Raw genomic sequence first — 19,798 nt, 5'->3', positions numbered from 1 at the left:
CTCCACACCGAGCGGGACCTCGAGTCCGACAAAGACGCCGGAGCCGAGCAAGACGTCGAACTCCGAGGAACCGCCCAGTCCCGGTGAGAACGACACCTCGGCGTCCCAGGACGTGACGCGGCAGAAGGAGGACACCGGCAAGGTGGCGGAGGACTTGGACCGGAAGAAGGCGGACGTTCCCGAGGAGTTGGTCCCGAGCGTGGAGCAACTGACCACCAGGCTGCGGGCGGTGCGCGACCCGGACACCCCGCCACAGGAGCGTGACGGCGTCATCAGGAGCGCGCAGGCGCTCAGCTCCGCACTGGAGGTGATCGCCGACCCCGACACACCGCACGCGCTGCGGGAGCAGCTGACCGGGCTCGTGAAACAGGTGACGTCCACGCTGGAGGCGGCGGACCGCCCGGGAACACCGCCCGAGGAGCGGCGCGCACTCACCCTGATCGCGGAGCGGTCGGCATCGGTCCTGAACGTGATCGGCGACCGGGCGACGCCGCAGGAACTGCAGCAAAACCTGATCAGCATCAACGGCCACGTGGCCTCCGCCGTGACGCGTGACGCGACGGCAAGTACCGGCAGCCGTCATGCGAAGACGCTCGACGCCGCGAAGCGGATCATGACCTCGCAGCTCATCATCAGCGACCCGAACACTCCTGACGACAAACGGAAGAAACTCGCCGAGACCGCCAACGGGGCCAGTTCGTCTCTGGACAGAGCCGACGACCCCGGACTGTCGGACGAGCAACGGGACAAGGCGCGCAAGGACCTGGACGAGCAGACCGATCGGATGAAGAAGCAGCAGGAGGAGGCCGCCTCCGCTCAGGGTCTGCCGCGGGTACGGCTCGGCAAGGCTGCCGAAGTCTGCACCAATGCCGTCTTCGATGTCGTCCAGGACGACATCCTCACCAGGGACCTGAAACCCGTGCTTCCCAAGAAGTGGGACACCGAGGGCGTCAACGATTTCTGGAAGTCGAAAGAACACCGGAAGGACACCCTGGACGTCGTGGTCCAGTTGCGGAACGCACACCTCAGCAGCCGCCCGCTGGAAATCAAACGGTTCCTCCCCGGGCTCGCTCAGTCCCTACCGGCAAGCGACCTCATCGGCGACCTCGGTACTCCGGGCCTCTACTGCCTGCGGGCGGCTTTGCAGCTCGACCAGGACCTGGGGGTCGAATCCGGCACCTGGGTCAAGAAGGCCCAGGAGAAGGAATAGATCTTAGCAACTCCGCCACGGACACCTCGGAACTGGACTCAACCGTCGAGATGCCGAATCTGTCCACATCTTTTCTCACCTTGGCGGCATCGATCCCCCCGCCTTTGAAGTCGTAGGACGAAATGAAGTACTGAGGGCCTCGGTCCGGGTACCAGTGTGCTGTCACATAGCGTGGCCCGCGCGTCACGTTGACCAGGTTGTCGTTGTGACGCACCCTGGCGTGATAGGTGAACCGCTGCCCGCACTCCGCCGGGTGGCAGTAGTACCGGCTCCCCTTGTCCCACGACACATGCTGTCTGCTGAACTCGTCCACGTCGATCCGCCCCCGGTCCTTCCTCATGTATGTGATCTGCAGGTCGACGTGCAGCAGGTCGTACGCGACCTTCCTGGGAACCGCGAACACATGCTCCAGGGTGTCCGCCTGCCCGCTCTCGAGCACTTCGCCCGGTTCATAGAATCGCCCGCTGCTTATGTTCGCGAATTTGAGGTGATCGACGTGGCGTTCGGCCTCCTCGTATCCGTCGCCGATACTCTGCCGCCACCCTTCGTCCACCACACTGTTGCCCTTTTCGGAATACTTGGCAGTTCTGCCGTACACGGTGAAGTCGTTGACGATGATATAGACGGAGAACGCTCCGGTGTTCTTGACGGAGAGTTTCAGCGGCACCTGGACATACGGAAGCCTGCGGTCTGCTCGCGCCGTGCCGAATTCCGTTTTCAGGGCGAAACGCATGGGGGCCACTGCGGGTTCGTAGATGGTTGAGTACGCCAGGCTGACAGCAGTCAGGAGGGCTGTTGCGAACACTCCGGCCGCGAACTTCTTGGGCTGTGGGACTCCCCTCCAGGATCTCTCGCGGAACAACAGGAAAAGTGCCCACAGGGACCAGCACCAGAGAGGCATGAAGGCCAGCATGTAGGGCGTGTATTCCGTCTCTATGAGCCACATCAGAACGAGAAGGCTGTCAGTGGCCAGTGATGAGAGGGCACCGAGCAGGACGATCGCCCCGGAGAACGCGAACTGCCGTCTTCCCCCGTAGTCGAGCATGAAGATCGCCGCCGCGAACTGCACCAGACCGGACAGGACGAACAGGGCCCCGGTTATTCGTTGCCCGAACGTCAGAGCACCGGCGGCGTCCGGCCATCCGATCGCCGCGTTGAGGGCCGCGGACGCGAGCAGCCCCACCATCATGAGGACGACGGTCGCGCGCCTTCTCCAGGCCCGGTCGGGCCAGGTACGGCTGTCCCCGCCGCGCCAGCACACGGACGCCGGATCCGCCACATCCACGTTCGGGTAACCGAGGCGGTCCAGTAGTCCTCGCAGCTCGCGCAGCGACCAGGCACTGCCCACCGTCTCGCCGCCCGCGGTGACCCGGCGAAGACCACGGCCGTCCGGTGCCTCGACGATGATCCATGGACGGATGCTCATGGAGCCAGCCTCGAGCCGGGGCCCGGGCCGCGCATGCGGAGCTGCTCCGGTTGGCCCCGTGCGAACAGCCCCGCCCTCCGGACGCGGGTGCGCGGTCGGTTGCGGTGGGCCCGGCTGCGGGCCCGGTCAGCAGCTCGGCTTGCCGGCGTAGATCGCCAGTGCCGTGTTCGAGCCCAGGGTGGCGGTGAACTGTCCGCTGGAGTTCACGGTCACCGTCGTGTTGTTCTGGACGTTGCAGTACGTGCCCGCCGGAAGGGACGTCTGGTAGGTCCTGGTCAGGCTGCCGGTCTCGTGGTTGATCGCCACATAACCCCTGCCGCCCCGGCCGAAGGCGATGGCGTTGTTGCCGTCGTCCCACCAGTTGGAGACGGCCTGGCCGCGGGTCGCGTTGCGGAAGGCCACCATGGACTTGATCTCCGGCCAGGCGTGCTGGCACTTCCAGCCGTCCTGCCAGCACGCGTTGACCGCACCGCCGTTGGGCGGGCCGGCGTCCGCGTCGGACCACTCGTAGCCGGAGTTGATGTCCGGGGCGCCGTAGGGCCAGGCGAGCATGAAGACGTTGGCCAGCGTATAGGCGGCGCCGCTCTTGTAGTTGAGCGTGCTGCCGTTGCGCTCGGTGTCGTGGTTGTCGACGAAGACGCCGGCGGCCGAGCCGCTCAGGTACCCCCAGCCCTCGCCGAAGTTGTTCAGGTACGCCAGCTTCTCGTTGGTGAAGACGCGCTTGAGGTCGTAGGCGTAGCGGAACTCCTGGACGTCTCCGTTTCCGGTGTACTCGGTGGGCTGGACGGCCTCGCCCGCGCCGTAGATGACCTCCTGCTTCCAGTAGACGGAAGGGTTGGCCAGGCGGCTCTTGATGTTCGCCAGGTCGGCGGCCGGGATGTGCTTGGCCGCGTCGATGCGGAAGCCGTCCACACCCAGCGTCAGCAGGTCGTTCAGGTAGCCCGCGATCGTCTTGCGGACGTACTCCTCGCCGGTGTCCAGGTCGGCCAGGCCGACGAGTTCGCAGTGCTGGACGTTCCAGCGGTCCGAGTAGTTCGACACCTGGGAGGTGCAGTCGTCGAAGTCGTAGACCGAGTACAGGCCCGGGTAGTCGTACTTGGTGTACGACGAGCCGCCGGTGCCGGTGCCGCTGCCCGCCGACATGTGGTTGACGACGGTGTCGACGACGACTTTCAGACCGGCCGCGTGGCAGGTGTTCACCATGTTCTGGAACGCCGTGCGGTCGCCGAGACGGCCCGCGATCCTGTATGACACCGGCTGGTACGACGTCCACCACTGCGAGCCCTGTATGTGCTCGGCGGGCGGGGAGACCTGGACGTAGCCGTAGCCGGCGGGGCCGAGGGTGCTGGTGCACTCCTTGGCGACCGAGGCGTAGTTCCACTCGAAGAGGACGGCGGTGACGTCTTTGGTGCCCGGCGGGGAGGCCTGGGCGGCGGTCGGGTTCGCGCCCATCAGGGCGGCGGCCGTGAGGGCGACCGCCATGGGGAGGGTTCTGCGTGCCATGTGGGGGTCCTTCGACGGTGAAGGCGCTTGCTGAAATGTTTCAGCAAACTTGCGGTGACGCAGATGTTAAAGGCCCGCTGCCGGAAAGGCAGCGGGCCGGTGTGAAGTTCATGCAAGAACTTTCAGACGGCGTGTCAGCCCTCCGCGGACCACCAGACGGTGGTGTCGGCGGGCACCTTCGCCTCACTGTCCGTCTCCGTGATCTCACCGCTGCTGAGCAGCACCCGGCCGTACGCCGGGGTCCGCACCGACTCTCCCGTGGTGTTCGCGACGCACACGAAGTCGCCACGGCGGAAGGCCAGTACGCCCTCCGGTGCCCGCAGCCACTCCACCGCCTCGCCCGCGCCGAGGTCGGGCTGCGACCGGCGGACGCCCAGCGCGGCCCGGTACAGCTCCAGCGTCGAGCCGGGCTCTCCCGTCTGCGCCTCCACGCTCAGCTCGCCCCAGCTGTCCGGCTGCGGAAGCCAGCTGCCGCCGCCTCCGAAGCCGTACGACGAGCCCTCGCGGGTCCACGGGATCGGTACCCGGCAGCCGTCCCGGAAGCCGTCCTGGCCCGCGCCCCGGAAGTACGCCGGGTCCTGGCGCACCTCGTCGGGCAGGTCCACGACGTCCGGGAGGCCGAGTTCCTCGCCCTGGTAGATGTACGCCGAGCCGGGGAGTGCCAGCATCAGCAGGGTCGCCGCCCGGGCGCGGCGCAGGCCCAGCGCGCGGTCGCCCGCGGTGCGGATCTGGGTGCCGAGGCCCGGGGGGTTGGCGAAGCGGGTGGCGTGGCGGGTGACGTCGTGGTTGGAGAGGACCCAGGTGGCGGGGGCGCCGACCGGGCGCATCGCCTCCAGGGTGCGGTCGATGACCGTGCGGAGTTCGTCCGCGTCCCACTCCGTCGACAGGTACTGGAAGTTGAACGCCTGGTGGAGTTCGTCGGGGCGGACGTAGTTGGCGGTGCGCTCGACGGTCGGGGTCCAGGCCTCGGCGACGAAGACGCGCTCGCCCGCGTACTCGTCGAGGACCTTGCGCCACTGACGGTAGATCGCGTGCACGCCGTCCTGGTCGAAGAACGGCATGACATCGTTGCCCAGCAGCTTGAGCTGCTCGTGACTGCCGAGGTCGGGCAGGCCGTCGGCCTTCACCAGGCCGTGGGCCACGTCGATGCGGAAGCCGTCCACGCCCATGTCCAGCCAGAAACGCAGGATCGAGCGGAACTCGTCGCCGACGGCGGGGTGTTCCCAGTTGAAGTCGGGCTGCTCGGGGGCGAAGAGGTGGAGGTACCACTCGCCGGGCGTACCGTCGGGTTCCGTGACCCGCGTCCAGGCCGGGCCGCCGAAGATCGACTCCCAGTCGTTGGGCGGGAGTTCACCGTTCTTCCCCTTGCCGGGGCGGAAGTGGTAGCGCTCGCGGAGCGGCGAGCCGGGGCCCTCGGCGAGGGCGCGCTTGAACCACTCGTGCTGGTCGGAGGAGTGGTTGGGGACCAGGTCGACGATGATGCGCAGGCCCAGCTCGTGGGCGTCGCGGATCAGCGCGTCGGCGTCCAGCAGGTTGCCGAACATGGGGTCGACGGCACGGTAGTCGGCGACGTCGTAGCCGGCGTCGGCCTGCGGGGAGGCGTAGAAGGGGCTGAGCCACACGGCGTCGACGCCGAGGTCGCGCAGGTAGGGCAGGCGGGAGCGTACGCCCTCCAGGTCGCCCATGCCGTCGCCGTTGCTGTCGGCGAAGCTGCGCGGATAGACCTGGTAGATGACCGCGTCCCGCCACCAGTCGCGGCGCGAGGCAACGGTGGCGACGGCGGAGTCGGTGGCCGGGGCTGCGGAGTGCTGCTGGCTCATGGCGTCCTTGAGGCGATGCGGGTCCCCCGCTCGAGCGACGTCGAGAGTGGGGAGGAGTTCGGATCATGGGCGTGGGTACGGCGGCGGATGCGGGGCGTACGAGGCGGCCGCGGTGTCGGCGGGGTCGGATGGGCACCGCGGCCGCCTACCCGCGCGACCAGGCGCGCGGGAGCCTCTTTCCCGGGGGAAGGGCGTCAGCCCTTCGTACCGCCGGCGGTGAGACCGGTGACGAGGTTCTTCTGGACGAGGTAGAAGAACACGGACACGGGTATCGCGATCAGCACCGCGGTGGCGGCCATGTAGTTCCACTGGGCGTCGTGCTCGCTGACGAAGCTCTGCAGGCCGACGGCGAAGGTGTACTTCGAGTCGTCCAGCAGGAAGGTGGTCGCGAAGGCCACCTCGCCGACGGCGGTGATGAAGTTGTAGAAGGCGGCCACGGCCAGACCCGGGCGGGCCAGCGGAAGGATCAGCCGGAAGAAGGTGCCGAACGGGCTGAGTCCGTCCACCCGTCCCGCCTCGTCGATCTCGAAGGGGATGGTGTCGAAGTACCCCTTGAGCAGCCAGGCGCTGTAGGGCACGGCCGTGGTGCAGTTGATGATGATCAGCGACCAGTAGGTGTCGACGAGACCGAGGTCGCTGAAGATCTCGTACATCGGCACGATCAGGATGGCGATCGGGAAGGCCTGGGTGAGCAGCAGGACCCACATCAGCTGCTTGTAGCCGGGGAAGCGCATGCGCGAGACCGCGTAGCCGGTGGTGGCGGCGACGAGGACACCGATCAGGGTGGTGCCGAGAGCCACGATCATCGTCGACTTGAACCAGTCGAAGAACGCCGTGTGCTGCATCACGAAGCTGTAGTTGGAGAACGTGAGCTTGCCCCAGATACCGCCCGGGTGCAGGTAGTCCTCCTTGTCCGGGCCGAGGGACAGATAGAACAGCCAGGCCACCGGGGCCAGCGCGATCAGGCTCGCCACGGCGAGGCCGCCGTGCAGCAGGGCGACACCCAGCGGGCCGCGTGCGCCGCGCCGGCGGGCGCGGCGCGGGGGCTGGGCGGCGGGGGCGGTCCCGGCCGCTGTCTTGTCGAGAGTCGTGGTCATGGCGGCGGCTCCTGCGGCGTCAGACGGCGAGCTGGTCATTGCGCTTCAGCCAGCGGAAGTAGAAGGAGGTGAAGACGGTGAGGATCGACAGCAGCAGCACGCCGTACGCGGCGGACTGGGCGAAGTCACGCGGCTGCTGCCCGAAGCCCAGCTGGTACGCCCAGGTGACGAGGATCTGGGCATCCTCGGCGGAGTTCTTCCCGAACAGCAGGAAGATGATGACGAACTGGTTGAAGGTCCAGATGATGCCGAGCAGGACGACGGTGGAGCCGACCGAGCGCAGGCCCGGCAGCGTGACGTGCCGGAAGCGCTGCCAGGCGCTCGCGCCGTCCATCTCCGCGGCCTCGTAGAGCGAGGGGTCGATGGACTGCAGGCCGCCGAGCAGCGAGAGCATCATGAAGGGCACACCGCACCAGGTGTTGACCATGATCGCGGCGAACCGCTGCCAGAAGGTGTCCTCCAGCCACTGCGGCTGGGGCAGGTGCAGGGCACCGAGGATCTGGTTGAGCACGCCGGAGTCGGCGAGCATGATCCGCCAGGAGAAGACGGTGACGAAGGTCGGCACGGCCCAGGGCAGGACGAGGATCAGCCGGTAGAAGGTGCGGCCGCGCAGCTTCTGGTTGAGCATGAGCGCGAGGCCGAGACCGATGGTGTAGTGCAGGACCACACAGGCGGCCGTCCAGAAGACCGTCCACAGGAAGTGCGACCAGAACCGGTCGTACGCCGTCGGGCCGAACAGGATGTCCTTGTAGTTGTCCAGGCCGATGAACTTGTAGGTGGCGTCGATGTGGTTGACGCCGATCGTGCGGGCCGAGTTGAGGCTGTTGGCGTCGGTGAGGGTGAGGTAGAAACCGCGCAGCAGCGGATAGGCCACGATGCCGCCGAGCACGACGACCACCGGGGCGATCATCGCGTAGGCGTACCAGTGCTTGTGGAAGCCGTTCTTCAGGCGCTGCCCCAGCCCGGGCCGAGGCGCGCGGTCACCGCGGCGCTTGCCGGTCGCGCGGTCGATGGCGACTGTCATGGTTCGACACCTTCATTGGATCAAGAAGTTGGGCTGGGGCGCGGGGCGGTGGCCGCCGGATCCTTCCCCCCCTTCTTGTACAGGGAGGATCCGACGGCCACCCGGGCTCACTTGCTGAAGCCGGACACCAGCTTGGAGATGGCCAGCTCGGCGTTGCTCAGGCCCTTGTCCAGGGACTCCTTGCCGCCGGCGATCTTGGGCAGCTCGGTGTCGAGCGGACCCCACAGGGAGCTGTACTCGGGCAGCGCCGGGCGGGGCTGGGCGGCGGCCAGGACGCCCTGGTAGCCGGCGATGCCGGGGTCCGCCTTGACCTGGGCGGTGTAGGCGTCGTCACGGGTGGGGAGCGTGGAGTTCTTCAGGGCGATGGTCTCCTGGGACTTCGCCGAGGTCATGAACTTCACGAACTTCAGCGCCGCGGCCTGGTGGGCCTGGTCGGAGCCGGCGTAGACCGAGAGGTTGTGTCCGCCGGTCGGGGCGCCCGCCTTGCCGGTGGAACCGGCCGGGACGGTGGCGATGCCGAGGTTGGACTTGTCCTTGAAGGCGCTGCCCTTGTAGAAGTTCGTGATCTCCCAGGGTCCCTGGATGATCGCGGCGACCTTGCCGTTGACGAACGCGTCCTGGATGTGGGCGTAGGCGTCGGCGGTGGCGTCGGCCTTGTGCAGGCCCTTGCCGGAGAACGTGCTCAGCCAGGTGCCGTAGGCCTTCTTGGCGGCGGCCGAGTTCACGGTGATCTTCTTGGCGGAGGCGTCGACGGTGTCGGTGCCCTCGCCGTAGAGGAAGGTCTGGGCGTAGTAGGCCTGGGTGGAGCCCCAGTAGCCGTCGGCCTTGGTCTTGGCCGTGATCTTCGCGGCGTCGGACTTCAGCTCGTCCCAGGTCTTGGGGGCCTCGGTGATACCGGCCTTCTTGAACAGCGCCTTGTTGTACACCAGGGCCAGGGTGTCGGTGACCAGCGGCACGCCGTAGGTCTTGCCCTCGTACTGGGCCTGCTTGATCAGGTTCGGCTGGAACTTCGCCTGGTCGGCGAGGGCCTCGGTGCCGTCCAGCGGCAGGAAGTAGCCCTTCTTGGCGAAGGCGGGGGTCCAGCCGACCTCGGAGCGCAGCACGTCCGGGGCACCCTTGGCGCCGGCGGCCGTGTCGAACTTGTTCTGCGCCTGGTCGAAGGGGACGTCGACGTACTTGACCTTGATGTCCTTGTTGGCAGCCTCGAACTGCTTGACCAGGGCCTGGTACGCCGGTGCCTCATTGGTGGCGTTGGAGGTGTCCCACCAGGTGATGGTGACCGGGCCGTCCGACTTACCGCTGTCGCTGTCGCTCCCGCCGCACGCCGTCGCCGTGAGGGCGAGGGACGCCACCAGCGCGGAGGCCGCTATGCCACGCCGCATGAGTTCTCCTTGAGGGTTGAGCCCGTGTGTGCAGGAGCGGTCCCGCCCGTCCCTGCGTCTTGCCGACTGCGCCGTTGCGGCCGCCGGGCGAGTGGGAACGTAACAGCGATGTAAGCGGCGCGAAAGACCTTGCAGAAAAAAAGTGCAAGGGAACACGATGGTTACCCCGCCGTGACCGGCCGTGGAACGCAACACAACCGCGTAGTGGGGCCACTGAGCGGCGGGGACCGCAGTTGTGCAAGACTCTGCAAGCTCTTGCCAGCATGAATACGAGGGAGCGCGATGAGGCAGCAACCCACGGCCGGCCGTTCGGTCGCCCGCCCCCGGCGTCCGGCCGGTGTGCAAGGGGGCAGGCGACCGGTACAGTCCAGTGCCGTGACCACCCGGCTTGCTGACATCGCTGCGCAGGCGGGGGTGAGCGAAGCGACGGTCAGCCGGGTCCTCAACGGGAAGCCGGGCGTCGCCGCCACCACCCGCCAGTCCGTGCTGGCCGCGCTGGACGTGCTCGGCTACGAGCGCCCGGTGCGGCTGCGGCAGCGCAGCGAGGGCTTGGTGGGCCTCATCACGCCGGAGCTGGAGAACCCCATATTCCCGGCCCTGGCCCAGGTCATCGGCCAGGGGCTGACCCGGCAGGGCTACACGCCGGTGCTCGCCACGCAGACCCCGGGCGGGTCGACCGAGGACGAGCTGACCGAGATGCTGGTGGACCGCGGGGTCGCCGGGATCATCTATGTCTCCGGGCTGCATGCGGACACCACCGCCGACATGCAGCGCTACGAGCGGCTGCGGGCGCAGGGCGTGCCGTACGTGCTGGTGGACGGGTTCTCGCCGAAGGTGCAGGCGCCGTTCATCTCCCCCGACGACCGGGCGGCGATGACGCTGGCGGTGACGCACCTGGCGTCGCTGGGGCACACCCGGATCGGACTCGCCCTCGGGCCGAAGCGGTTCGTGCCGGTGCAGCGCAAGATCGAGGGCTTCCTGCGCGCGATGCAGGACCAGCTGGGACTGCCCGCGCAGACCGTCGAGACCGAGCTGATCCAGCACTCGCTGTACACGCTGGAGGGCGGTCAGGCGGCCGCGACGGCGCTGATCGAGCGGGACTGCACGGCGGTGGTCTGCGCCAGCGACATGATGGCCCTGGGGGCGATACGGGCGGCCCGGCAGCGGGGCCTGGAGGTGCCGCGGGACGTGTCGGTCGTCGGGTTCGACGACTCCCCGCTGATCGCCTTCACCGACCCGCCGCTCACCACGGTCCGCAAGCCGGTCCCGGCGATGGGGCAGGCGGCGGTGCGCACCCTGCTGGAGGAGATCGGCGGGACGCCGGCGCCGCACAGTGAGTTCGTGTTCATGCCGGAGCTGGTGGTGCGTGGTTCGACCGCTTCGGCGCCGCATGTGCTGCGTACGTCGTAGAAGGTGCGCGGCGGACCCGGCCTTGGGATGATCGGGCCAGGAAGCCTCGTCTGGCAGACTTGATGCCTATGAGTGACTCGACCGTGACAGAGCCGGAAGGTCGCGAGAAGGTGGCCGATCCGCGGGCCGTCACGGGCGAGGACAGACTGGGCGTGCTGGGCCGGATGCGCCGCCCGCGGCGGCCCCGGCTGTGGTTCGAGATCCTCCTGATCGCAGTGAGTTACTGGACGTACTCACTGATCCGCAACGCCGTCCCGGAGCAGCGGTCCGCGGCGCTGCGCAACGCGGACTGGATCTGGCGCGCCGAGCACGGTCTGGGCGTCGCCGTCGAGGCGTCGGTCAATCGCGCCGTGAACTCGGTGGCGTGGCTGATCGTCGGCATGAACTACTACTACGCCACACTGCACTTCGTCATCACGCTGGGTGTGCTGGTGTGGCTGTACCAATGGCATCCCGGCCGGTACGCGGCGATCCGGCTGGCGCTCTTCGCGACCACGGGTGTGGCCCTGGTCGGTTACTATCTGTTCCCGCTCGCGCCGCCCCGGTTGATGCGCGGCGGGCACTTCGTGGACACCGTGATGGTGCACCACACCTGGGGCTCGATGGCCTCCGGCGACCTCAAGCACATGTCCAACCAGTACGCGGCGATGCCCTCCATGCACATCGGCTGGTCGCTGTGGTGCGGGCTGACCGTCTTCGCGCTGGCCTCGGTGCCGTGGGTGCGGGTGCTGGGCCTGCTGTACCCGGCGGTCACCCTGCTGGTGATCGTCGCCACGGCCAACCACTTCTGGCTCGACGCGGTGGGCGGCGTCCTCTGCCTGACGTTCGGCTGCACGGTGGCCCGGCTCTGGTACGGCGCCCTGCCGCACGCGCTGCCGAGGCGGGTGCCGGTCCGGCCGCCCGCGCCGGCTCAGGCCCCGTCGCCGTAGAACAGCTCCTCCACCACCGTGCGCGCCCTGCGGGTGGTACGGCGGTAGGCGTCCAGCATGTCCCCGGCGTGCCCGGCGCCGTAGCCCAGGTAGCGGCCCACCGCTGCCAGCTCGCGGGACTCGGTGGGGAAGGTGTCCCCGGCCCGGCCGCGGACCAGCATGACCGCGTTGCGCACCCGGGTGGCCAGCACCCACGCCTCGTCCAGGATCTCCGCGTCCTGCGCGGACAGCAGCCCGGCCTCCCGGGCGGCGGACAGCGCCTCGCGGGTGCGGGTGGTGCGCAGGCCGGGCTCGTGCCAGCCGTGCCGCAGCTGGAGCAGCTGGACGGTCCACTCGACGTCCGACAGACCACCGGGGCCGAGCTTGGTGTGCAGCTTGGGGTCGGCGCCGCGCGGCAGGCGCTCGGACTCCATACGGGCCTTCAGCCGGCGGATCTCGCGGACGGCGTCCTCGCCGAGCCCCTGCGCCGGATAGCGCAGCGGGTCGATCAGCCCGGTGAAGCGCCGGCCGAGATCCTCGTCGCCGGCGACCGGCTCGGCCCGCAGCAGCGCCTGCGACTCCCAGACCAGGGACCAGCGGCGGTAGTAGGCCTCGTACGACTTCAGGGTGCGTACCAGCGGACCCGACTTGCCCTCCGGGCGCAGGTCGGCGTCGATGAGCAGCGGCGGGTCACTGCTGGGCAGCTGCAGCAGGCGGCGCATCTCGGCGACGACCTTGTTGGCGGCGGCGGCCGCCTCGTGCTCGTCCACGCCGTCCCGCGGCTCGTGCACGAACAGCACGTCCGCGTCGGAGCCGTAGCCCAGCTCGTGGCCGCCGAAGCGGCCCATCCCGATGATCGCGAACCGGGTGGGCAGGGTTTCGCCCCAGCCGCCGCGCACGACCGCGCGCAGGGTGCCGGCGAGGGTGGCCGCGGTGAGGTCGGAGACGGCCGCGCCGACCCGGTCCACGAGGGCGCCCTGGTCGGCCTCGGCGGGGCTGGTCTCGGTGCCGTAGGAGCCGACGATGTCGGCGGCGGCGGTGCGGAACAGCTCGCGGCGGCGCACGCCACGGGCCGCGGTGACGCCCTGCCCGGCGTTCTCCGCGCGGCTGACGGCGGCGAGGATCTCCTGCTCGAGCGGGGCGCGGTCGCGGGGCTCCAGGCCACCGGCGCCGTCGCCGTCGCCGAGCAGGGCCACCGCCTCGGGGGCGCGCATCAGCAGGTCGGGGGCGAGGCGGCCCGCCGACAGCACGCGGGCCAGGTTCTCGGCCGCCGCGCCCTCGTCCCTGAGGAGCCTGAGGTACCAGGGTGTCTTGCCCAGCGCGTCGGAGACCTTGCGGAAGTTCAGCAGGCCCGCGTCGGGGTCCGCCGAGTCGGCGAACCAGCCCAGCAGGACCGGCAGCAGGGTGCGCTGGATCGCCGCCTTGCGGGTCACGCCCGAGGCCAGTGCTTCGAGGTGGCGCAGGGCGGCCGCCGGGTCGGCGTAGCCGAGGGCGACCAGGCGTTCGCGGGCCGCCGCGGGGCTCAGGCGGGCCTCGACGGGGGCGAGTTGGGCCACCGCGTCGAGCAGCGGGCGGTAGAAGAGCTTCTCGTGCAGCCGTCGTACGACGCCGGTGTGCCGCCTCCATTCGCGGTTCAGTCCGGTCACCGGGTCGGTGCGCAGGCCGAGGGAGCGGCCGAGGCGGCGCAGGTCCGGTTCCGCTTCCGGGACGAGGTGGGTGCGGCGCAGGCGGTAGAGCTGGATGCGGTGCTCCATGGAGCGCAGGAAGCGGTACGCCTCGTCGAGGCGGGCGGCGTCCTCACGGCCGACGTAGCCGCCGGCGGCCAGGGCCTGCAGGGCGTCGAGGGTGGTGCCGCTGCGCAGGCCCGGGTCGGTGCGGCCGTGCACCAGCTGGAGGAGCTGGACCGCGAACTCGACGTCGCGGAGGCCGCCGGGGCCCAGTTTGAGTTCCCGGTCGATCTCGGCCGCGGGGATGTTCTCGATCACGCGGCGGCGCATCTTCTGTACGTCCGTCACGAAGTTCTCGCGTTCGGCGGCCTTCCAGACGAGGGGTTGGAGCGCGTCGACGTAGGCCTGGCCGAGGTCCGTGTCGCCGGCCACCGGGCGGGCCTTGAGGAGGGCCTGGAACTCCCAGGTCTTCGCCCAGCGTTGGTAGTAGGCCAGGTGGCTGCTGAGGGTGCGGACGAGGGGGCCGTTGCGGCCCTCGGGGCGGAGGTTGGCGTCCACCGGCCAGATGGAGCCCTCGACGGTCGTCTCGGAGCAGATCCGCATGAGGTGCGAGGCGAGTTTCGTCGCGGCTCTGAGGGCCTCGGCCTCGGTGGTGCCTTCGGCCGCATCGGCCACGAAGATCACGTCGACGTCGGAGACGTAGTTCAGCTCGTGGCCGCCGCACTTGCCCATCGCGATCACCGCCAGGCGGCAGGCCGCCGTGTCCTCGGGGGCGGAGGCCTGCGCCATGGCCAGAGCCGCGCGGAGGGTGGCGGTGGCGAGGTCGGCGAGTTCGGCCGCCGTCTCGGCGACGTCCGTGGTGCCGCAGACGTCCCTGGCCGCTATGGAGAGCAGGCAGCGGCGGTAGGCGACACGCAGGGAGACCGGGTCGGTGGCCTCGGCGAGACCGCGTTCGAACTCCGCCACGCCGGGGTGGAGGTCGCGGGGCTCGTAGGTGACCAGGGCCTGCCAGTCACTGGGGTGGCGGGCGAGGTGGTCGGCGAGGGCGGCGGAGGCGCCGAGGACGCCCAGGAGGCGGTCACGGAGGGGCTTGGCCGCTATCAGGGTGTCCAGCAGTTCCCGGTGGGCGGTCGGGCCGTCCTGAGCCTCCAGCAGGCGGACCAGGCCGTGCAGGGCGAGGTCCGGGTCGGCCGTGGCGCCCAGGGCCTCCAGCAGGACCGGGTCGTCACGGACGGGGACCAGCTCGGGGCCGTCCAGCAGGCGCTCGGCGGCGGAGGGGTCGGTGAAGCCGTGCCGGAGCAGACGGGTGAAGGTGCTGCTTCTACGCCCCGGCGTCATGCCTGGCCTCCCCTTGTACGTCGCATCAAGGTCCTCCCGGCCAGAGCCTAACCGGAGTGGGGGCGGGAGGCTCCGGACGGCTCCCGGCTCCGCCGCGGATTCTCGAGCGCACCACGGGGGTGCCCGAGCACCAGGGGGGTCCGGGTGTGTGGTCCGACGCCCGTGGCAGGTCGTGCGGGTGCGTGCGGGTCGGCGGTGCGCCTGCTGGTGGGTGGGGGCGCGGCGGGCCGGTTTCCGCGGGCCGGGCATCACCCGGCACCTCTCCTTCCCGCCGTATCCGGCCACCACGGAGGCGTCACCCCGGCGCCGGCCGTCTGGCGCGACGGTGCCCCGCGTTTCGGTACCGGCCCGGATGAGCGCACGGCCCCCGCGTTTCCGTACCGGCCCGGACGAGCGCACGGCCCCCGCGTTTCCGTACCGGCCCGGACGAGCGCACGGCCCCCGCGTTTCCGTACCGGCCCGGACGAGCGCACGGCCCGCGATCTCGCCGGGGATCCGCAGGCCGTGCTGACGGCCGGCGGCAACCGGTGCCGAGGGTTTCCACATGGCCGGGGAGGGCGAGGCCGTGCGGGTGACGGCGGCCGGGCGGCCGCGGGAGCCGGCGGCCGCCCGGGCGGCGGAGTACGGCCCCTTCCGGCACGACGAGGTGCGGGACGGCTGCTTCCAGCACGGCCCCGGGAGCGCCTACGTCGTCTCGGTGGCGGCCCGCCGTGAACCGGCGTACGGCAGCTCGTCGTTCCGCTGGTGGGGCAGCGTGGCCGTCAGGAGGTGGTGCATGGTCTCCGCCGCCCTCGGTGCCGCGTCGGCGCAGCAGTTGTTGAAGAGGACGTGGACCTCTTCGGTGGCTTCTGCCAGGGCCCGGACGCGGGGCAGCCAGTCTGTCAGCTCCCCGGTGCTGTAGGTGTGCCGGAAGCGTTCCTCCTTGGTGCCCGTGCCCCAGTGGGGGCTGCGTCCGTGGAAGCGGACCAGGGACAGGTGAGGGGTGGTCACGGGAGTGACCGGGGGGAGGGAGGTGGGCAGGCCCTGGGGTGTGTCCACGGCCACGGCGGTGGCGTTCAGGTCCGTGAGGAAGGCGGTCGTGCGTTCGGTCCGCCACCAGGCGGGGTTGCGGAACTCCACGGCGAACGGCCAGTCGCGGGCCCGTTCGCGGGCGGCACGGATGAAGGCCTCCGCCTCGGGGCCGGGGGTGAGGGAGGGCGGGTACTGGAAGAGGAGGGTTCCCAGGCGACCGGCGCGGCGCAGGGGCGCGATCGCTTCGGCGTAACGGGTCCAGACCTCCCCGAGCAGACCCTCGTCCCGTGGGTGGCCGCGGAGGTCGGCGGGGAGCGCCGACGGGCGCGTGGGGTGGCCGGTGAGCAGGGAGAACGTCTTGACGTCGAAGCGGAAGCCGGCGGGCGTGCGGTCCGCCCACAGCTGGGTGGTGCGGGCGGCCGGGAGGGCGTAGTAGGGGGAGTCCACCTCGACCACGGGGAAGCGGGTCGCGTAGTAGCGCAGTCGTCCCTCGGGGGTGCGGTGGCCGGGTGGGTACCAGCCGCTCCTGAGCAGTGCCGGGTCGGTCCAGCCGCATGTGCCCACGAAGATCCGCGTCATGCGGGCGTGAGTACCCTTCGTTCATCCGGTCTTCACCCCCGAGGTTGGCTTACGTGGGCCACGGGAATGTTGGCGTGAGCATGCTCTGTCCGCACCGCCAGCCCCGTATCTCCCCCACCCCGGAGGTTGATGTGTCCGGCAGTTCCGTGTACCGCCGTGCCCGTACCGTCGTGGCGTCCGCAACGGCCCTCGCCGCGGCCGCAGTTGGGCTGTGGGCCGGGCTCGGTGGCGAGTCCGCGCACGCCGCGGGCTCCGTGCCCAGCCCCGATCACGTCGTCGTCGTGGTCTTCGAGAACCACGCGTACGACCAGGTCATCGACTCCTCCAGCGCGCCGTACATCAACTCGCTGAAGTCCGGCGGCGCCAACCTGGCCCAGTCGTACGCCGAGACCCACCCGAGCCAGCCCAACTACTTCGCCCTGTTCTCCGGTTCGACGCAGGGCATCACGGACGACAGCTGCTACACCCCGGGCTTCTCGTCCGCGCCGAACCTGGCCTCCGAGCAGATCGCCGCCGGGCGCAGCTGGGCCAGCTACAACGAGACGCTGCCCAGCCAGGGCTCGACGACGTGCAGCAGCGGCAAGTACGCGCGCAAGCACAACCCCTGGTTCGGTTTCGGCAACGTCCCGACGTCCAGCGCGAAGACGTTCGCCCAGTTCCCCACGGACTACTCGACGCTGCCCCAGTTGTCGTTCGTGGTCCCGAACCTGTGCAGCGACATGCACGACTGCTCGGTGTCCACCGGTGACACCTGGCTGAAGAACAACCTGGGCGCGTACGCGACCTGGGCCAAGACCCACAACAGCCTGCTCGTCGTCACCTTCGACGAGGACAACCGGCTCAGCGGCAACCGGATCCCGACGGTCCTGTACGGGCAGCCGGTTTTGGCGGGCTCGTCGTCCTCCACGACCTACAACCACTACGACCTGCTGCGCACCCTGGAGGACACCCAGGGGCTGACCACCCACGCGGGCAACGCGGCCTCCGCCAAGGACATCACCGGCGTCTGGGCGTCCTGACGTGTACGTAGCGGACAGCCGTGCGCGTACGTCCGCCGGCGGTGCCGTCCGGCCTCTCGCCGGGCGGCGCCGTGCCGCGGTCGCGCCCACCGTCCTCGCCCTCGGGACGGTCAGCCTGATCACCGACGTGTCGTCCGAGATGGTCACGGCGGTACTGCCGTTGTACCTGGTGACCGGGCTCGGCCTGTCCCCGCTGGGCTTCGGGCTGCTGGACGGCGTCTACAACGGGTTCTCGGCACTCGTCCGGCTCGTGGGCGGCCATCTCGCCGACCGGGGCGGCGGGCGGCACAAGTGGGTCGCCGGATGCGGCTACGCGGTCTCGGCGGTGTGCAAACCGCTGTTGCTGGTGGCTCATTCGCTGACCCCGATCGGGCTGATCCTCGCCGCCGACCGTACGGGGAAGGGGCTGCGGACGGCCCCACGGGACGCGCTGATCTCGCTGGCGAGCACGGCCGAGTCCCGGGGGCGGGCCTTCGGCGTGCACCGCGCGATGGACACCGCGGGCGCCCTGTTCGGCCCGCTGGTGGCGTTCCTGATCCTGCGGGCCACGGTGGACGGCTACGACGCGGTGTTCACCGTCAGCTGCTGCGTGGCCGTACTGGGGGTCCTGGTGCTGGTGTTGTTCGTGCCGGGCGGCAGGGGCGGGGCGGCACCGGCCGAGCGGCCCACCCTGCGGGCCGCCGTGGGATTGCTGCGCCGGCGTCATCTGCGCCGGGTCACCGTCTGCGCGCTGCTGCTGGGCCTCGCCACGGTCAGCGACTCCTTCGTCTATCTGCTGCTCCAGCGCCGACTCGGCGTTCCCGACCGCTGGTTCCCGCTGCTGCCGCTCGGTACGGCGGGCGCGTTCCTGCTGCTGGCGGTACCGCTGGGCCGGCTCGCGGACCGGGTCGGCAGATGGGCGGTGTTCCTGGCCGGTCACGGGGCGCTGCTCCTCGCCTATGCCCTCCTGCTCACCTCCTGGCACGGCCCGGCCCTGCCGTACCTCGTCCTCGCCCTGCACGGCGGCTTCTACGCGGCCACCGACGGGGTGCTCATGGCGGCCGCCTCCGACGGGGTCCCGGAGGCCCTGCGTTCCTCGGGTCTCGCCGTGGTGCAGACCGGGCAGGCACTGGCGCGGTTCGCCTGCTCGCTGCTGTTCGGCGCGGCCTGGACGGTGTGGGGCGACCGGGCGGCACTGGCCGGGGCGGCGGTGGCACTGGCCGGGTGCGCCGCGTTCTCCCTCACCCTGCGCCCGAAGGAGACGGTGACCGCATGACCGTACGCAGCCGCATCCTGATCCTGGTCTCGGCCGTCGCCGTGCTGGCGGCGGTCGGCCTGGCCGCCGTGCTGCACGCCTCGGCCCGGGCCGACCGCCGTGACCACACCCAGGCGGGCGGCCCCCGGGTCACACCGGGGACGGTGACGCTGAACGGGCACGGACGCATGGTGTTCCGCAACATGGCGTGGGGTCCGCACCGCGACGAGCTGACGAGCGTCCCGGCGGACGACCCGTCGGGAGCGCGCACCGCCGCGGGCGTCAAGTGCCTGCGTTTCTACGCCGCTTCGGGCACCGGGGTGTGTCTGCAGGCGGTGCACGGGCCGGTCTCGGACACCTACCGCGCGCTGATCCTCGACGCGCGTCTGCGGACCGTGGACCACTACGACGTTCCGGGCATCCCGTCCCGCGCCCGGGTCTCCCCCACTGGTCACCTCGCGGCCTGGACGGCGTTCGTGGGCGGTGACTCGTACGCCGGCACGGACTTCTCCACGCGCGCGACGATCGTGGACACGCGCAGCGGTGAGCTGATCCCGTCCCTGGAGACGTTCCGGATCGTCAAGGACGGACACCGGTACCGGGCGGCGGACGTGAACTTCTGGGGGGTGACGTTCGCGGCGGACGACCGTACGTTCTACGCGACTCTGGCCACCAAGGGGGCGACGTATCTGGTGCGGGGCGATCTGGGTACCCGTACCGTCACCACACTGCACACGAACGTGGAGTGCCCGTCCCTGTCACCCGACGGCACCCGGATCGCCTACAAGAAGCGGGTCGAGGGGCTGCCGAAGGACGCCCCGTGGCACCTGTACGTGCTCGACCTGCGGACGATGCGCGAGACCCCGCTCGCCGAGCCGAGGAGCGTGGACGACCAGGCGGTGTGGCGGGACGCCCGTACGCTCGTGTACGCGCTGCCGGGCGACTACGGCGCCGATCTCCACGAGGTTCCGGCGGACGGGTCGGGGGCGGCGCGGCGGATCAGTACGGCGGCGGTGTCTCCGGCGTACCTCGGGTAGGGCCTGACTTCCGGATCTTGCCGGGGCCGCGGGTCAACACCCGGACGGTCCCGTCCGTCATCCCGGTGGTTTCGCCCGGAGGCCGCCGTCCGCCCGGGTGGGCCGCCCGGACACTTGCCGGACGGTGGCCGGG

At 70.3% G+C, this 19,798-nt stretch carries 14 protein-coding genes; 6 read left to right on the top strand and 8 right to left on the bottom strand.

Annotation, left to right across the window (positions count from 1 at the left end; all coding sequences use genetic code 11):
• Positions 1 to 112 precede the first annotated feature (112 nt).
• On the top strand, positions 113 to 1,210 hold the full coding sequence (locus AC07C1_RS08220; protein ID WP_478937715.1) for a hypothetical protein: 1,098 nt from the start codon (positions 113 to 115) through the stop codon (positions 1,208 to 1,210).
• On the opposite strand, the gene AC07C1_RS08215 is transcribed toward AC07C1_RS08220, so the two are convergent.
• The 6 genes from AC07C1_RS08215 to AC07C1_RS08190 form a co-directional block, all read right to left on the bottom strand.
• On the bottom strand, positions 1,185 to 2,636 hold the full coding sequence (locus AC07C1_RS08215; RefSeq protein WP_478937714.1) for a Yip1 family protein: 1,452 nt from the start codon (positions 2,634 to 2,636) through the stop codon (positions 1,185 to 1,187). The genes AC07C1_RS08220 and AC07C1_RS08215 overlap by 26 nt on opposite strands.
• Positions 2,637 to 2,762: 126 nt before the next feature.
• A complete protein-coding gene (locus AC07C1_RS08210; protein WP_478937713.1) occupies positions 2,763 to 4,139 on the bottom strand; it encodes an alpha-amylase in 1,377 nt (458 codons plus the stop codon).
• Between the two features lie 134 nt (positions 4,140 to 4,273).
• On the bottom strand, positions 4,274 to 5,959 hold the full coding sequence (locus tag AC07C1_RS08205; RefSeq protein ID WP_478937712.1) for a glycoside hydrolase family 13 protein: 1,686 nt from the start codon (positions 5,957 to 5,959) through the stop codon (positions 4,274 to 4,276).
• A 194-nt stretch (positions 5,960 to 6,153) separates the two neighbouring features.
• Complete coding sequence (locus tag AC07C1_RS08200) at positions 6,154 to 7,056, bottom strand: sugar ABC transporter permease (RefSeq protein WP_478937711.1); 903 nt, start codon at positions 7,054 to 7,056, stop codon at positions 6,154 to 6,156.
• Between the two features lie 19 nt (positions 7,057 to 7,075).
• Positions 7,076 to 8,080, bottom strand: a complete 1,005-nt coding sequence (locus tag AC07C1_RS08195; RefSeq protein WP_478937710.1) for a carbohydrate ABC transporter permease — start codon at positions 8,078 to 8,080, stop codon at positions 7,076 to 7,078.
• Positions 8,081 to 8,187: 107 nt separating this feature from the next.
• The gene (locus tag AC07C1_RS08190; protein ID WP_478937709.1) at positions 8,188 to 9,462 is read right to left on the bottom strand and encodes an extracellular solute-binding protein; all 1,275 of its coding nucleotides are present in this window, start codon (positions 9,460 to 9,462) and stop codon (positions 8,188 to 8,190) included.
• Between the two features lie 375 nt (positions 9,463 to 9,837).
• On the opposite strand from AC07C1_RS08190, the gene AC07C1_RS08185 reads away from it, so the two are divergent.
• Positions 9,838 to 10,872, top strand: coding sequence for a LacI family DNA-binding transcriptional regulator (locus AC07C1_RS08185; RefSeq protein ID WP_478937707.1), 1,035 nt, complete (start codon positions 9,838 to 9,840; stop codon positions 10,870 to 10,872).
• 68 nt (positions 10,873 to 10,940) lie between these two features.
• A complete protein-coding gene (locus tag AC07C1_RS08180) occupies positions 10,941 to 11,801 on the top strand; it encodes a phosphatase PAP2 family protein (RefSeq protein WP_478937706.1) in 861 nt (286 codons plus the stop codon).
• On the opposite strand, the gene AC07C1_RS08175 is transcribed toward AC07C1_RS08180, so the two are convergent.
• Together AC07C1_RS08175 and AC07C1_RS08170 are read right to left on the bottom strand one after the other, a co-directional pair.
• Entirely contained in the window at positions 11,783 to 14,785 is a 3,003-nt protein-coding gene (locus AC07C1_RS08175) for a bifunctional [glutamine synthetase] adenylyltransferase/[glutamine synthetase]-adenylyl-L-tyrosine phosphorylase (protein ID WP_478937705.1), read from the bottom strand. The genes AC07C1_RS08180 and AC07C1_RS08175 overlap by 19 nt on opposite strands.
• 684 nt (positions 14,786 to 15,469) lie before the next feature.
• The gene (locus AC07C1_RS08170; RefSeq protein WP_478937704.1) at positions 15,470 to 16,375 is read right to left on the bottom strand and encodes a DUF72 domain-containing protein; all 906 of its coding nucleotides are present in this window, start codon (positions 16,373 to 16,375) and stop codon (positions 15,470 to 15,472) included.
• A 131-nt stretch (positions 16,376 to 16,506) separates the two neighbouring features.
• Between AC07C1_RS08170 and AC07C1_RS08165 the strand changes: the two genes are divergently transcribed.
• Genes AC07C1_RS08165 through AC07C1_RS08155 form a run of 3 tightly spaced genes read left to right on the top strand, consistent with a single transcriptional unit; the run spans position 16,507 to position 19,665 of the window.
• On the top strand, positions 16,507 to 17,394 hold the full coding sequence (locus AC07C1_RS08165) for an alkaline phosphatase family protein (RefSeq protein WP_478937835.1): 888 nt from the start codon (positions 16,507 to 16,509) through the stop codon (positions 17,392 to 17,394).
• A gap of 1 nt (position 17,395) precedes the next feature.
• A complete protein-coding gene (locus AC07C1_RS08160; RefSeq protein WP_478937702.1) occupies positions 17,396 to 18,649 on the top strand; it encodes an MFS transporter in 1,254 nt (417 codons plus the stop codon).
• Positions 18,646 to 19,665, top strand: a complete 1,020-nt coding sequence (locus AC07C1_RS08155) for a TolB family protein (RefSeq protein ID WP_478937701.1) — start codon at positions 18,646 to 18,648, stop codon at positions 19,663 to 19,665. The genes AC07C1_RS08160 and AC07C1_RS08155 overlap by 4 nt, the downstream gene beginning before the upstream one ends.
• Positions 19,666 to 19,798 lie beyond the last annotated feature (133 nt).

The sequence above is a fragment of the Streptomyces sp. NPDC045022 genome (assembly GCF_056432605.1).
This window is presented reverse-complemented; position numbering and strand designations above follow the sequence as displayed.